Genomic DNA, 14,187 nt, shown 5'->3' with positions numbered 1-14,187 from the left:
TTTAGTCCTTTTTTCACCGCTGATTTGTGGCATTAGACTGACTCCTGTTCCGGGGTTTGGGGGTCAAGGGGGCTATCGCCCCTTTGTCAGCACCTAAGAGAGGATATTGTAGCGAAGCGGAAATAGCCCCCTCTTAGGACTGCTGGCTTAAAATAATATCATAAATGTCTGTACCTAGCATAGTCGACACTGTGTATACCTATTTATACATGACTGTGTATACCTATATAACAACAATGTCTATACCTATGATATTATGACTGTCTGTACCCATACAAAGAAGGTCGCTAGTATGAATAAAAGATCTGAAAACATGAAAAAAGTGAACACCCTTCGCTCAGAGGTAACCACTGCTATGATCTATCTATTAGATGAATTAGAGGATGGTACAGGGGGTGATTATGATGGCTTTAATAGCTGGGGTATCAAAGAAGCCTATAAGCTAAAAGGACAACTAAATTCATATCGAGCACAGAAAATAGCTCAGTTTCTAGGCAAAACTATTAGCAAGCAAAAGCTGTTGAAGTATGCCAAACCCAAAGGATATGTTTATTCTCTCTCTAATCAAGACATTGCCCAATGGTTAGAAGACAATCAACAGGCTCTACTAAAATACTCTAAATTCAACATAGGAGTCATTACAGGTGGCCAAAAATTTAACTAACGTCTTTACTCACTGGCCACTCTTATCAATCATTAACCTCAACTCACGAAACTTTCATTTTTCAAAATTTCAAATTTTTTTTTGAACCTTTCCTCTCTCTCCCTCTTAATCAGTGTGCCCACTAGAGTATGCCCACAGCGTATGTCCACATAAGCAGCAAGGGCAACAGCGCCTGAGCTACTCCTAAAGGGCTCCGCGCTGTTGCCCTTGCTATGTGGACAACCCTGATGGACAACTCTGTGGACAACTGCTTGGAGGGAGAGAGGTTGAAGTTTTGGGCAACACTCACCCTAAAGCGCCCACAAGTAAAAACCTGCGAACCCTTTAGAGTATTGCCCTGACAACTGCCTGTCGGTCGGTCGGCATCGTCTCGGGAAGTCATCACTGTATCAAGCTGACTCTGTCATGATTACGGCTGATAGCACCGCCTAGACACGCTCATAACCGTTATACGCTTTCTCATGCTAGCAAGGGCATACACCCAATGTACCGCTTCAAAAGACAATATAACCTCTCATTGCGTTGCTCAATATGTCTAGTAACCCCTGTCGAGAGCTTTCGTCTCACCCGCACAATGCAGTCGTCACTGAGGCCTGCCACCCATTGCTAGGGAACAGTTAAAGAGCGTTGATAGGGCGAAGGTAGCGAGCAAATAGGCGGTTTTACTGAGTAAAATTGGTAACTTACAGTAGTAATATGAGTAATTTGATTGCAAAGTAGCCTAGATTTGGCTTAAAATAGACCCTAATGGGCTTAATTGCTGGTCAAATAACGCAGTGTGAATGCTTATTTGGTCGTTACAGGCGTCGCCAAACGTCTGTAACCGTTAATGAACATTAAACGATAAACCCCCCTATTACGTCAAGTAGTAGGGGGGTTTATTTTTTTGTTTATTAATTATCATTTTCATATTTTAAGACAAGATGCAGCTTTTATCTTACACAAAGTGAATAACCTATGTTAAAATCCGGGAATAAAACAGGATATTTTAAAGTAGGTTATTATGAAAGATACTCAGCAATATGTTATTGAGAAACGTAAGTCATTAGGCGTGTCTCAAAAAGAACTAGCATTGTTATTAGGGATGAAAGAAGCAGGTGAAAGGACGGTTCGTGGCTGGGAGAACGGTGAGCATAAACCTTCTGCTACAAGGTTAGCTAAGCTAGAAGCACTTAATAACAACCACCCTTTTGAGCATAGTAACAATGCTAGTGATTTCACTTTTATTGACTTGTTTGCAGGTATTGGCGGTATACGTCTGCCGTTTCAAAAACAGGGCGGTGAGTGTGTTTTCACCAGTGAGATTGATAAACATGCTCAAAAGACCTACTTTGCTAATTATGGAGAGTACCCAAGTGGAGATATTACCCAAATTCAAGCCAAAGACATTCCAGATCATGATTTACTTTTAGCTGGTTTTCCTTGCCAAGCGTTCTCACAAGCAGGTCTAAAACAAGGCTTTAAAGACACACGCGGCACTATGTTTTTTGAGATTCAGCGAATTTTGGCTGAAAAACGTCCAAAAATGTTTTTATTAGAAAACGTGAAACGACTCAGAACTGATAAGAAAGGGGAAACCTTTCAAACCATCTACGATATTTTGACTGGGCAGCATAAGGACAGCATACCTGATGATGTTCCTATGAGTGAAGAAGCGCGAGAGGCTCTATCTCATAAGCTAAATTACTGGGTAGGATATGCTGTGTTAAAGGCTGCGGACTTTGGTGCGCCACAAAATAGAGAGCGTATTTTCATCGTAGGTTTTAATAAAGATTATTTCGATAAAATCGAAAATTTTGACGAGCTATTTAGTTTCCCTGAGCCTACTCATAGCAAGACCCGTGTTGGGGATATATTAGAGGATGTGCCAGCTGATGATACGGTCTATACCATATCCGATAACCTATGGGCTGGTCATCAAAAAAGAAAAGACCAACACATAAACAAAGGTAACGGCTTTGGTTACAGCTTATTTAACCATGATAGTGCGTACACCAATACCATTAGCGCACGCTACTATAAAGATGGTTCTGAGGCGTTGATAGACCAATCACAATATGGGAAGAACCCAAGAATGCTAACTCCCCGAGAATGCGCTAGATTACAAGGCTTCCCCGAGGAGTTTTTGACTGACGCAGTATCTAAGACTCAAGCATATAAACAGTTCGGTAACTCTGTATGCGTTAAGGTCGTTGAAGCAGTAGCGGAGCAGATGATCTCAACATTTCACAAAGCTGAGGCCATTCAAAAGCAGGCCAATTTATTGGCTGTTGTCTAAAGACCCTGGAAATGGTGGATAGGTGCGGGTAATTAACGAGTCCCAATGGTTGTTATTAGCACGCCATTGGGAATAGTTACGAGCATTCCCTACATACATGCCACTATCAAAAAATACTACGCCCTGCTCAACAAGCTTAATCCAATTATCGAAGATCATTGGCTCACCAAAAGCGATTTGGTTGTAACAGCCGTTTTTGTCTTTATTACACTTAAACCAACCATGATGGCCGAACTTCTTTGTGAGCTTATCGTTTAAGTTATCTCTATCCCAACGGACTAAGATGACTCCCTCTTGCTGTAGGTTTGGTGGGACTATACTTGCTTTATCAGGGCGAGGGTCTTTTGAATAGTTATAAACGATGATTATGTTCTTTTCATCATCAAAAACCATTTCTGAGCCATTATAGGTTGATGGAGAGTTAAAGTTAGGAATCGGGCTACCTGACCATGAGTAACGTCCACCCTTTTCTACATTAGGTTTGCCATACACTTCCATAAACTGCGTGCGATTCAGATCGACTTCTTTATCTTTGAATATATAGTAGTTAGCACTCCAATCTCCAAAAGTGGTTTTACTACCAGTAGAATTTTTCATCTCATAGCCATGTAAATCAGGCTCGTTATTAGCGTTTGCTGCTATACCCATCTGTCTTTCAAGCCAGTGCCCAGCTTTACCATCGTGACGCTGATTAAATTCAGTGGTATCAGGCGATTTCCCATAAACATTCTGTTGAAAAAGCTCAATTATTTTCATTTCTTCATCTGAAATAGTGGTTTGCATTGCAATAGCTCCTTAGTTAAGTCGGCTATTGTCGCAAATTATTAAGTCAGATACCTGTGAGAATTAATGGGTTGATAGACGTAGCTGAAAGGGCGCTATAGCCTAATAAGGATTCGAATAGCAGATTTAGTAAGGTTGAGTGAAAGTAGGCGTCAAAAATCAATAAGCGCCTAAAATAAGATACTTACCGTTATCAAGTTTTGTGAAATCGTTTTCACGAGCTAGAATGGCCGCAACCTCATTAAAATAATCGGGTGACTTCATCAACTCAGATCGAAAAAACTGTAGCAATTCCTCATCGCTTAGGTCATATTCCAAGCTGTCAAACTTTTCTTTTGTATCGGCACTGATGCCAATATCTGCATTGCGGATCATGTTGATGATTTCGCTGGCATATTCTTTTACTTCATTACTAAGCTCATAAACAACACCCGAAGCATCCCACTCTAGAGCGTCATTAAAGAGCGGCTCCCAAGCAATAGACGCTGGGTCATTACTTTCGCTTTGCACACGCTTATATTGGCTTAAAATAGCGTTAATCGCTTCTTCGCTAAAATCGCTTACAAGCTCATGCTGCCCAAATTCTGCAATAAAATCCTGCGTATTTAGCTCTGCTTTAGTGGTAGTCATGTCTATAGTCCTTGATTTCGTCTTGATTTACTGATTATAACCCCAATTCGGGGTAAGCTATACTATAGGTCATGACTCTTGCACATAAACTTGGGAGATTTTAATCAGGTAGCTAATGAAGAAATTTTGGGAATTCCTAGGGCAACCTACCATATATGTTCTATTCTTTCTAGGTGTCTGTTCATCTACGTAAATCAAAAACTACTACTAACTATAGGAAATTATATGAGTCATTCTCCATCTACTTCTGAAATCTTACTCCACTCTACTGTAAAGATAACATCTATATCAAATGGGCAAAAAACAGGAACAGGTACTGCGTTCTATACTCTTTTCAACAAAACTCATGAATCTGTACAACCTGTAATTATAACAAACAAGCATGTTGTTGATGGAGCAGATCAGATATCTATTAGGTGCCATGCAGCGGATCCAGAAACTTATAAACCAACAGGGGACTTAATTGATGTCACGGTAGCTCTTCATGACACGCTTATTAATCATCCTGACAGTAATGTAGACTTATGTTCTATATCTATTGGTTCAATAATTCAACAGGCTATGGATCGCAAGACACCTATCTATTATTCTCCTGTCACGATGGAATGGATACCTACTGAGGAAGAATGGCAATATCTTGATGCTATAGAAGATATAACGATGGTAGGTTGCCCTAGAGGACTTATAGATGAAATAAATAACTTACCTATAGTTAGAAAGGGGATTACGGCAACTAGCCCAAGCAGAGATTACAATGGTAAGAAAGAGTTTATGATAGATATGGCTTGTTTCCCAGGATCATCTGGTTCACCAATATTCTTGTATAATGAAAACGGTTATCTAGATCGGAAAACTCAAGCTTACAGAATGGGACAAACGAGATTAAAATTACTGGGTATCTTATATGGAGGGCCTACACTCACAAATTCAGGTCAGATTATCTTAAATAAGGGGTTTGAGTTTGAAGTCAGCTCAATGATGCATTTAGGTTTTGCAATCAAATCCACCGAGCTAAAAGTTTTAGAAACTCTCACTTTAGGGCTTTAAAGAGTTTTTTAGAAGCTTTAAAATCCAATTCTTTGAGATATAGACGACTAGTAACATTTAACCATACCCCAGCGGAACAAGCTATTTCACCCCAAAAACCTATTAACAGACTACTTAAAACAGACTGGTATAATGGAACCACTTTAATGAGCAATGAACCGCCCTGTATTGTCGGAGACTCAACATTCTGAGAGAATACGACAATACAGGGCGGTTAGTACCTTCTATACTAACTTTTTGTTAAAAGTTAATTTGAATGCTTACTTTAGACTCATCTATACCAGCCACACAAGCAACCATATGCTTTGCTTCAGCTATGATATCGGATAATGCATTCTCGTCCTGGTCACCTGCATTTTTATCAATAGCACTTATTACTTCTTTCGACTTTGACTTATCTTCAAAGACAGACCATTCAAGACTCTCAATATCAAGATCAATATTTTCTAGTAAATCCTCTGTGGTTATATAAGCTAAAGGATACCTTTGGCCATCCGTCAGCTTTCTCCAGGCTTTTTTAAAATTAGCAGTGTCTGGTAATAATGAATATTCGCTAATATGAATAATTTTCCTTCCTTCATATTCCTTTGAAGCTGTCCAACCTGATATCTTACCAATCATAAATGCTTGACCATGATTAACACCATCCTTTACCGCCCATGGCGCTCTATGGTTTCGCATGAGGATGACATATTCAGCCTTATCAATACGATCAGTCCTTGCCTTCCAATAGGCTGAACCCCCTTCTAATTGCATTTTTTCTAGATCTTTACCTGTATATATACCTATTACGCTAGTCATCTTATTAATCCTTATGGTGTTTGATTCATATTAATTATGTACCATTGCGGAAATAATTCAAGGTAAATAAATATATTTGCGTAAAAATTAATAATATAGACGTTTTTTCAGTTTTAATATTAAATATTTGCGCAAATATTTAATTATAATCCTTGGCCACATCAGCGATCAGATGCCGTGAGCACTTGGCCATTTTTTGAATATCAGAATAGCTATGACCTGATTTAAGCAAACTAGCGATGATCTTGCGCTTTTCATTATCTTTCCTACGTCCTAAATACTTACCTTCTGACTTGGCACGAGCAATACCTTGCATCTGGCGGTTACGGCGATCCTCATAATCTTTTCGAGCAATGGCTGCGAGCATATCCAGCATCATTGAGTTAATGGCTTGCAATACACTGCTCATAAATTCAGTGCTGCTTTCAGATTGAAGCGCCATATATGAGGTCGGCAGCTCTTTTGATACGATAGAGAGTTTTTTTTCTGATAGCATTCTTTTAAGCGTATCCCAATCAGCTTGGTTCAAACGTGCCAAGCGATCAATCTGCTCAACTAAGATAACATCGCCCTTATGAGCATCTTCAATCAGTTGCATAAGCTTGGGTCGCACCAAGATAGCTCCTGATTCGTTTTCGACATAGAAGGCAGCAATTTTGTGGCCATGATCGTTGGCAAATGCTATGAGTTCGCTTTTGGCACGTTTAGCATCTTGTTCTTTGGTAGACGCTCGTAGATACGCTCTGATAAACATAAACACCTAAAATAGTCTGTTATAAGTGGTTCCATTATACCAGTCTGTTTTAAGTGGTCTGTTAATAGGTTTGAAGGGTGAAATAGCTGGTTCCCTTGGGGTATACTCTATTCACAGACCTGATATCAATTTAGCTGAAGGTAAACCGTATATAGCAACTGTAAAACTTCTTAACTTTTGACCACTAGCCAAGTTCCTGCAAGTCCCATAAACGATGTGCCAGCTCAGTTGAAATTCTAACGAGATTTTGGGCTTTTTAATCATTGTCGAGCATAGCCTGCCATAATGACATATATCATTACACCAATTATTGCACATGTAAATATCAATGCAGGTAGTGTCACTACTTCAAGTCCCTTCAGGTTCTGTACAGGGAAAAACCAGTAATATACTTAAATAAAACAAGATGACTTAAAAGCTTTGCTTTCAGCTCATCAACTCAAATAAATCACTTAGCGTTATAATCTTTCCGGATTCTATGCTGACCCATTAAGGAAATTTAACATAAAAAATTCACAAATTTTATTATGTATACCAACCAGTTGGTATGTATAATAGGGTTTTTTCCTACTGGTTAATTTTATGAACTCGCTTTTATCCTATGCTGCTCTGTTTTTTGCCATCGTATTTGAAGTCATCGGTACTACGTTTTTAGGCAAATCTGAGCATTTCACTCGCCTTGTGCCGACTCTTATCTGCGGGGTGTCTTATGGAGCGTCATTTTTTATGCTAGCACAGGCATTACGCACCTTACCCATTGGCATTGCTTATGCAACTTGGGGTGGTCTCGGGATTATCTTAACAGTGGTTATTGGCGTCTTGGTCTTTAAGCAAAAACCAGATATGGCAGCTATTGTAGGTATTGCACTGATTGTGATTGGGGTAGTAGTGATTAATGGCTTTTCTAAAATGAGTGGGCATAGCTAATGACTAATCTGAATAGACCAAAAAAAAATCCTGAGATGGTGCGGCATCGCTTATTACAAAGTACCGCAAGTTTAATGACCACGTGCGGCTTTGCAGGGGTAAGTATTGATAAGGTGGCAACTGAGGCAGGGGTCACTAAAGGGGCTTTATTTCATCATTTTCCCAATAAAAAGACTCTAATTGGAGCTGTATTTGACCGTGAATTAGCGATGCTTGACAAGTTGCTTGACGACTTATTAGATAAAGATACAGGCGATTACGGTCGTTTTACTAGAGCCTATATCCATGCCACTTTTTTTGCCTGTATTGATGATAGATTGTCTTCAGCTTTGACATTTTCGCTGTGTGCCAGACCTGAGCTAGTTGAGCGTTGGGATGTGTGGATGGCAGGGCGTATGGTGAAGCATCAAAAGACCGATAACAGCCTACAGCTTGAAGTAGTCAGAATGGCAGCCGATGGCATTTGGTTCACCCATTTATTACACGGCGGCAAGCTCACTGCCAAAAAAGATTTACATGCCCTTAAACAGCAATTACTTGAGATGACGCATGCTACTTAATGACGGGAGTCACTCATGAAGCAAGAGAATACTATTCCCTATAGCCCTTATATTCCTTTTTTTAAAGACGTTGCCGATTACAATGTGGCGTTTGGGCATCTTTATCCCTATCAATTTATGGACTGGAAAACAGAAGTCCTTTCATGGAAAGAGAGCTGTTACTTGCACGCTGGGCTAAACCCACCAATGCCTGCACGCATCACAGGACCCGATGCATTAACATTGTTTCGCGATCATTGTATCAACGATTTTAGCCGATTTAGCGTTGGTGCATCAAAGCATGCCGTGATGTGTAACTATAAGGGTAATGTGATGGCGGATGGTATGCTGCTTCGCACAGAGGATAATGCGTTCGTATCATATTTTTTATCACCTTACCTAGAATACATTGCCAGTCGTGGCAACTATGATGTCAATATTGAAGATTTGACAGGCAAAACCTTTCTGTTCCAACTGGGTGGTTCCTTATCTTTGAAAATTCTCGAGGCAGCCACCCAAGAATCCCTCAGCGATATTAAATTTATTTGGCATCGCACAGTGCATATCTACGGGGATGAACTACCACCAACAGGTATTGCTGTGCGGATTTTTCGGTTGGGCGTAGCAGGCACACTGGCATATGAGGTGCATGGGGATATCAAAGATGCTCCGTTGGTTTACCAAGCCTTAATGGCAGCAGGACAACCGTTTAACTTAGTTCGTCTAGGGATGCGTGCTTATGGTATGAATCATACGGAAAATGGTTTTGCCCAAGCCTTTATCCACTTTTTACCTGCTTGGACCCAAGATGAAGACTTTATGGACTATCTAAATGGCAAATACGATGCTTTGCTTGCCAAACTGCCAGGCAGTGCAGGTGTCGATATCACCCGTCGTTATTTTAACCCTATCGATTTAGGTTGGGGGCATATGATCACCTTTGATCATGACTTCGTTGGCAGAGCCGCCCTTGAAGTTGCCATGCAGCAGCAAGCAAAAAAAATTGTAACGCTTGAATGGTATGCGGACGATATTAAGGATATCTATGCCTCTTATTTTGAGTCTGGTGAGCCTTTTGAGTTTATGGAATTCCCAGCCAATCCTATTTGGACAACGCAGAGTTCTATTGTTGTGGCAGATGAGGTGCAGATAGATAGTCGCAGTATAGGTATTTCAAGCGGACGTATTTATTCGTTTTATTACCGTCGTATGATTTCTTTGGCGGTTATTGAAACCGAGTATGCCATCGAAGGTACCACCTTAGAAGTTATCTGGGGTAATCCAAGCAAACGACAAAAAAAGATACGGGCCAAGGTGAGCCGTTTCCCTTATCTTACCCTACCTCGTAACCGTGATATTGATACTAAGGCGTTGCCTTGAAAGGCGGTTTTGTGTCAGCACAGAAAACAAAAAAATATGAAATATTGCTATCCATTCGCATTAGTCGCTGATAGTTAATTTGGGCTTCAATGGAATAGCCCTCAACATCTCCAATAGTTTCATTAGGCAAATCACCAATCGCCTGTTCACAGGTAATGAAGCTTTGTGTGGTAGGCTCTGGAAAACTAAAGGTTTTACTATTTTTTAGACCAACAGAACAAGCCCTACGTCTGTTTTGGGGTACACCATATTCAGAAGCCAATAGTATTTTATAGGTTGCGGTATAGTTATTTAAAACTAGATAAAAATTATATTTTTAAGGTTATAGTATGGAATCTGATACATCATTCTTATTAATAGGAGCTTTAGCAACACAAGCTAACACAACCAAAGATACTATTCGTCATTACGATGAGATGGGGCTACTGAAATCTCGAAAACGCCAAGCAGGATCACGCCTATACACCGAATTTCATCCTGAATGTATTGAGCGTATTAAAATGATTAAAGACGCACAAGCCATCGGTTTTACTCTTAATGAATTTAAAAGATACCTTAATGATCATTTCAATGGCACTCTCAATATTGATAAAGATTTAATTACTATTTCCGAAAAACTTACTGAAGCGAAACGTCAAAAAACTGAGATCATTAATACTATTAACCAGCTTAGTGCTTGTTATACTATTTTAGAAGAAATAAAGTCAGAAAATATTGGCTTCATTTCTAACTCTGAATGGGGAAAACGAATAGCGGCGCATCTCTCCTTAACCTGAATCGCACCAATCACTAATAGAATATGTGTGGTAAGTACACCATGAAGTACACTGTGCTTATCTCAGCAAGTTAAAACGTTAATACCATTAACCCACAGTTTAGCGTTCAAGTCCTCACTAGGGAACCGAACCAGTGAAAGCACTTGACTGGTTCGCTAGGGTATACTTACAATAGATTATAGTTTCAATAAAGAATTTTATTATGGAATATAAATATTTTACATTAGGAACAGCACCTAAAGTTGGTAAAGATATTGTAGTAAATGGACGTCATGCGAATGTTAGGTTTGTTAGTGATAAAAGGATATTTATTAGGAGGTCTTTAATTTTGAGACAACCTGAACTAGCAATATATAAGGGTTTGGCAGCTATTCGAGTTGGTTTTGAGTTTATAGAGTAATACCTGTTTTGACTGGGGGTCAATATTTACTTACTTTAAAAACTCTCCCTGAAATAGCGAGGCTATCTGCAACTCAACGTCTACTTTTAATCCAAGTCTTTATCCAACGCTGCTTGCATCTTCTCAATCTTTATTGTTAGCTCACCAGTCTTTTCTTGCTCAGCGCTATAGCTGGTCAATACCGTTTCATACTGCTTAACTAACAGCTGATAATCCGTGTTAAGCGCATTCTGTCTTTGCGTCAACTGCTCATGAAGCCCTGATAGTTTATCGCGCTCAGTGGTGACTGCTTTTAACTCCCCTTTAACCTCTGCAGTAGCGGTTGCGATCTCATTGCGCTCAGTAGTGACTGCTTTTAACTCTGTCTTAGCTGCTTCAAGTTCTGCACTCAAACGGGCAACCTCGGCTTTATCACTAGCAGCGTTAGCCTCAAGCGTGGCCACTCTCGATATATTGAGGTTAAGCTCTTTTGCTTGCTGATCAAAGCTACTACGCAGATCTGCAAGTTGAGCTTGAGCTGCATCTGTTTTAGCTCGTTCAAGCTCCAACTGGTGCTGAGTATCGGCCAAGGTCTGCTTAAACCTATCACGTTCAGCTGTCGCCTGTTCAGCCGCTTTAGCTTTTGTCTCTGCAGTGGCCGTTACCTCGTCTAGTTGCACCAACAAATCAGCCTGCTCACCTTCTAAGGTCTTAACCGCCTCTTGCGCCTCGTCTGTCTCAGCTTGCGCCTTGGCCTTAATGCTCTCTAAGGCCTCACGATCTTTAACCAATCGATCATTAGCGATATCAACGGCTGTCTGCCACATATCCGCACCCAGTGTTTGTAAGCGCTCAGTGATACCACTGGGCAATTCCACCTGCCTTAGCTGCGCTTCTTCTTGGTTGTCCTGACGCCAAGACTTCATGGCTTCACTGATGGTGGTGAATGAACCCCCGCCAAGCGCCTTACGCACTTCGGCTAGAGTAGGCTTGATACCTTGCGCTTGCAGTTGATCAGCAGTGTTATGAACCTGTTGAATAGTGAGTGCCATAGTCATTGTCCTTAATTTTTTATGAGTAGATATGTAGCATTTGTATAATATGTATGTAGTATAATACAATATACAACATACTACAATAAATAATACAAAAAAACCTCAGGTGATTTGAGGTGTCTTCTTAATGTATTGTGCTGATAGTTAGACACAGATAGAGCATTAGCATTTGCCAAATAGTGAAGTTGGTGCGATAGTTACTCACTGAACGTTCTGAACAGTTGCACTGTACAGGTCTTAAAAACGTACTTGAACACTAGGTGAGCAATGAACATATCAGTGACAAAAGCAGCGAAAGAGTGGGGCGTATCGAGAACCACAATCTATCAAAAAATCAATGATGGCGAGCTCTCCAGAACTGCTGATAAGAAGATTGATACCTCAGAGATGATCCGAGTGTTTGGTGAGCCTGCTACTAAAAAACGTACTGAACAATCAGTGAACACTAGAAACAGTACGTCCTTGAACAGTCAAAACGTACCAGACTGTACAGCACTTGAACACCAGTTAGCACTTGAAAAGATGAAGAATGAACACTTAGAGCAGCAAGTCCGTGATCAAAAACAGCTGATAGCGAATTACCAAAATCAGATAAGCCAGCTCAACAAAACACTAGAAAAAGCCAATGCCAGTATTCATGACTTAACGCAAATCCGACTACTAGAATTTAAAGGTGCTGACTCTGAGCATAGCGATCACCAGCAACAGTCTCAGTCAGAACAAGAGCCGCTACCCGAAAAAGAAGCGACAGCTGCGCCCACGACGACTAAAAGAAAAAGATGGTTTGGGTTTTGATTGCTGAGCAGTGCATTCAAACGATTACGGACTTGGTCCACTGTATGAGCGCTGCGGAGTTGGCACATTTACTTTAGGTACGGCATCTTGTTCTACAGCCTTAGCAACAACTTTTTTAACACCTAAATCCAAAGGCTCAGGCGCTTTAATGTCGCCATATAACTCTTGATGATACGCTTGTTTGATCTCCATACCTTTAGTCCATGTCCGTAAATCTCGATTACCGCGAGACTCGCTGACTCTTTCATAATCCCTTTGGCGATCCTCGATAAGATGCTCTCGCTGCGCCAAAGCCTGAAAACCCTCTTCATAAATAGCACCCTTGAGCCTAACGTTTCGCTTCATGGCAGGATGCGCCACACTGATACTGCTTTTTGTTGCTCTCTCAATCTTTAAGCCCATACCTTCTAAGCAATAAAGCACACTGCTGCGGTTATTAAGACTGCCCTCTACTAGGCTATGACGCATTTTTCGATCAATAGCTTCTTTTAAAGCAGCAGTGTTCTCAGGGTTGGCAATGATTTCATCGTCTTCTTTTTCCTGCTCCTTTTCTTTAGACTTGGACGGCCTATCATATGGTGTTGGCCGTGGCGCATTATTGACATAAGGATTGATCAGTCGTTTGCGCTCTGGCTCATTGGGATCAGTCAGACCATACTCTTGGTTGATGATGTTTTTAAAAGCATTCACTCGTACTAAGTCAGCAGCAGCATAAAACGGCTGCAGCCGTTTACCACTTCGCAGCTCTTGACACGGGATCACGAAGTTCAGCTCAAGCCGTCCACCCTTATCAGCATGTTCTACCCATAAAATATCGTACTGATCGGGTTCTAGCCCTGTAAACAGCGTATCTTCAAAGCGTTGCATGATGTCTTTTTTCTGCTTATCCGTGAACCCTTTGGCATCTTCGGTAAAAGACAGCACCCCTGCTTTATACTTTTGCTTGAATGGTGTGGTATTAATCAGCTGCTCAGTGAGCCTAGAATCGCCGTAGAGCACCTTTGCACCTTCTCTAGGCTTACCCTTAGTCAGCAATAGGTAATTGAGCGGCCCTGCGCCTGATCCTTTGCCTCGTCTAAAGAATTTAACAATCATGACTCACCTCGCAAGTGCTCATTAAGCAGCGCATCGATAGATGCCCTAATCGCTTTGATCTGCTCAAGTACGTTTTCATCTAATGCCTTATCGATGTTAACGTGCTTAGTAACCTGATTGAGGTTAGAACCAATACGACCAAGTGCGCGAACCAACTCAGGGTCAGCTGGCTTCATGGGGGTTACCCCTAAGCCCAAATCACGCATCCATCCTGCCATCGTTGTTCCCTGTTGACGCTTTTTTAACGCAGCCAACTCGTCCTCAGTGACTCGAATCGCAATCTC

16 protein-coding genes and 1 pseudogene are annotated in these 14,187 nt (G+C 40.9%); 9 read left to right on the top strand and 8 right to left on the bottom strand.

All coding sequences use genetic code 11. The annotated features are described in order from the left end of the window. The first annotated feature begins 292 nt into the window (after positions 1-292). Positions 293-664 (top strand): hypothetical protein, encoded by a 372-nt coding sequence (locus ACMHKH_RS13655; RefSeq protein ID WP_290190035.1) that lies wholly within the window; start codon positions 293-295, stop codon positions 662-664. Positions 665-1,667: 1,003 nt separating this feature from the next. Next, entirely contained in the window at positions 1,668-2,942 is a 1,275-nt protein-coding gene (dcm, locus tag ACMHKH_RS13650; protein WP_413521184.1) for a DNA (cytosine-5-)-methyltransferase, read from the top strand. On the opposite strand, the gene ACMHKH_RS13645 is transcribed toward dcm, so the two are convergent. Together ACMHKH_RS13645 and ACMHKH_RS13640 are read right to left on the bottom strand one after the other, a co-directional pair. Next, positions 2,925-3,725, bottom strand: coding sequence for an LlaMI family restriction endonuclease (locus ACMHKH_RS13645; RefSeq protein WP_413521183.1), 801 nt, complete (start codon positions 3,723-3,725; stop codon positions 2,925-2,927). The genes dcm and ACMHKH_RS13645 overlap by 18 nt on opposite strands. A 159-nt stretch (positions 3,726-3,884) precedes the next feature. Beyond that, entirely contained in the window at positions 3,885-4,355 is a 471-nt protein-coding gene (locus ACMHKH_RS13640) for a hypothetical protein (RefSeq protein ID WP_413521182.1), read from the bottom strand. 225 nt (positions 4,356-4,580) lie between these two features. Here ACMHKH_RS13640 and ACMHKH_RS13635 point away from each other — a divergent pair, with 225 nt between their 5' ends. Further along, positions 4,581-5,402, top strand: coding sequence for a S1 family peptidase (locus ACMHKH_RS13635; RefSeq protein WP_100271292.1), 822 nt, complete (start codon positions 4,581-4,583; stop codon positions 5,400-5,402). A 240-nt stretch (positions 5,403-5,642) separates the two neighbouring features. On the opposite strand, the gene ACMHKH_RS13630 is transcribed toward ACMHKH_RS13635, so the two are convergent. Both ACMHKH_RS13630 and ACMHKH_RS13625 read right to left on the bottom strand, forming a co-directional pair. Beyond that, complete coding sequence (locus tag ACMHKH_RS13630; RefSeq protein ID WP_413521181.1) at positions 5,643-6,203, bottom strand: hypothetical protein; 561 nt, start codon at positions 6,201-6,203, stop codon at positions 5,643-5,645. 139 nt (positions 6,204-6,342) lie between these two features. Further along, complete coding sequence (locus ACMHKH_RS13625) at positions 6,343-6,957, bottom strand: recombinase family protein (protein WP_413521180.1); 615 nt, start codon at positions 6,955-6,957, stop codon at positions 6,343-6,345. Between the two features lie 582 nt (positions 6,958-7,539). On the opposite strand from ACMHKH_RS13625, the gene ACMHKH_RS13620 reads away from it, so the two are divergent. Genes ACMHKH_RS13620 through ACMHKH_RS13610 form a run of 3 tightly spaced genes read left to right on the top strand, consistent with a single transcriptional unit; the run spans position 7,540 to position 9,803 of the window. Further along, on the top strand, positions 7,540-7,884 hold the full coding sequence (locus ACMHKH_RS13620) for a DMT family transporter (RefSeq protein WP_181716605.1): 345 nt from the start codon (positions 7,540-7,542) through the stop codon (positions 7,882-7,884). Beyond that, a complete protein-coding gene (locus ACMHKH_RS13615) occupies positions 7,884-8,444 on the top strand; it encodes a TetR/AcrR family transcriptional regulator (RefSeq protein ID WP_100750141.1) in 561 nt (186 codons plus the stop codon). The genes ACMHKH_RS13620 and ACMHKH_RS13615 overlap by 1 nt, the downstream gene beginning before the upstream one ends. Positions 8,445-8,459: 15 nt before the next feature. After that, entirely contained in the window at positions 8,460-9,803 is a 1,344-nt protein-coding gene (locus ACMHKH_RS13610; protein WP_173239965.1) for an aminomethyl transferase family protein, read from the top strand. Here ACMHKH_RS13610 and ACMHKH_RS13605 read toward each other — a convergent pair. After that, positions 9,787-10,080, bottom strand: a pseudogene (locus ACMHKH_RS13605) (DNA cytosine methyltransferase); the annotation flags it as partial. The gene ACMHKH_RS13610 and the pseudogene ACMHKH_RS13605 sit on opposite strands and share 17 nt — an antisense overlap. A gap of 52 nt (positions 10,081-10,132) precedes the next feature. Here ACMHKH_RS13605 and ACMHKH_RS13600 point away from each other — a divergent pair. Next, entirely contained in the window at positions 10,133-10,579 is a 447-nt protein-coding gene (locus ACMHKH_RS13600; protein WP_100750144.1) for a MerR family transcriptional regulator, read from the top strand. Between the two features lie 202 nt (positions 10,580-10,781). Further along, positions 10,782-10,979 carry a hypothetical protein gene (locus tag ACMHKH_RS13595; RefSeq protein WP_413521179.1) on the top strand — a complete coding sequence of 66 codons (198 nt, stop codon included), beginning with the start codon at positions 10,782-10,784 and terminating at the stop codon, positions 10,977-10,979. Positions 10,980-11,065: 86 nt separating this feature from the next. Here the strand turns inward: ACMHKH_RS13595 and ACMHKH_RS13590 are convergent, their stop codons facing one another. Beyond that, positions 11,066-12,010, bottom strand: a complete 945-nt coding sequence (locus ACMHKH_RS13590) for a DNA-binding protein (RefSeq protein WP_413521178.1) — start codon at positions 12,008-12,010, stop codon at positions 11,066-11,068. A 270-nt stretch (positions 12,011-12,280) separates the two neighbouring features. On the opposite strand from ACMHKH_RS13590, the gene ACMHKH_RS13585 reads away from it, so the two are divergent. Continuing rightward, positions 12,281-12,808, top strand: coding sequence for a plasmid replication DNA-binding protein (locus tag ACMHKH_RS13585; RefSeq protein WP_413521177.1), 528 nt, complete (start codon positions 12,281-12,283; stop codon positions 12,806-12,808). Positions 12,809-12,832: 24 nt separating this feature from the next. Here the strand turns inward: ACMHKH_RS13585 and ACMHKH_RS13580 are convergent, their stop codons facing one another. Next, positions 12,833-13,903 carry a hypothetical protein gene (locus ACMHKH_RS13580; RefSeq protein ID WP_413521176.1) on the bottom strand — a complete coding sequence of 357 codons (1,071 nt, stop codon included), beginning with the start codon at positions 13,901-13,903 and terminating at the stop codon, positions 12,833-12,835. Further along, positions 13,900-14,187, bottom strand: a 288-nt coding sequence (locus ACMHKH_RS13575) for a plasmid mobilization protein (RefSeq protein WP_413521175.1), incomplete at its 5' end; no start/stop codon positions are given. The genes ACMHKH_RS13580 and ACMHKH_RS13575, both read right to left, overlap by 4 nt.

The organism is Psychrobacter glacincola (assembly GCF_965118485.1).
GTDB classification, from domain to species: domain Bacteria; phylum Pseudomonadota; class Gammaproteobacteria; order Pseudomonadales; family Moraxellaceae; genus Psychrobacter; species Psychrobacter glacincola_D.
This window is presented reverse-complemented; position numbering and strand designations above follow the sequence as displayed.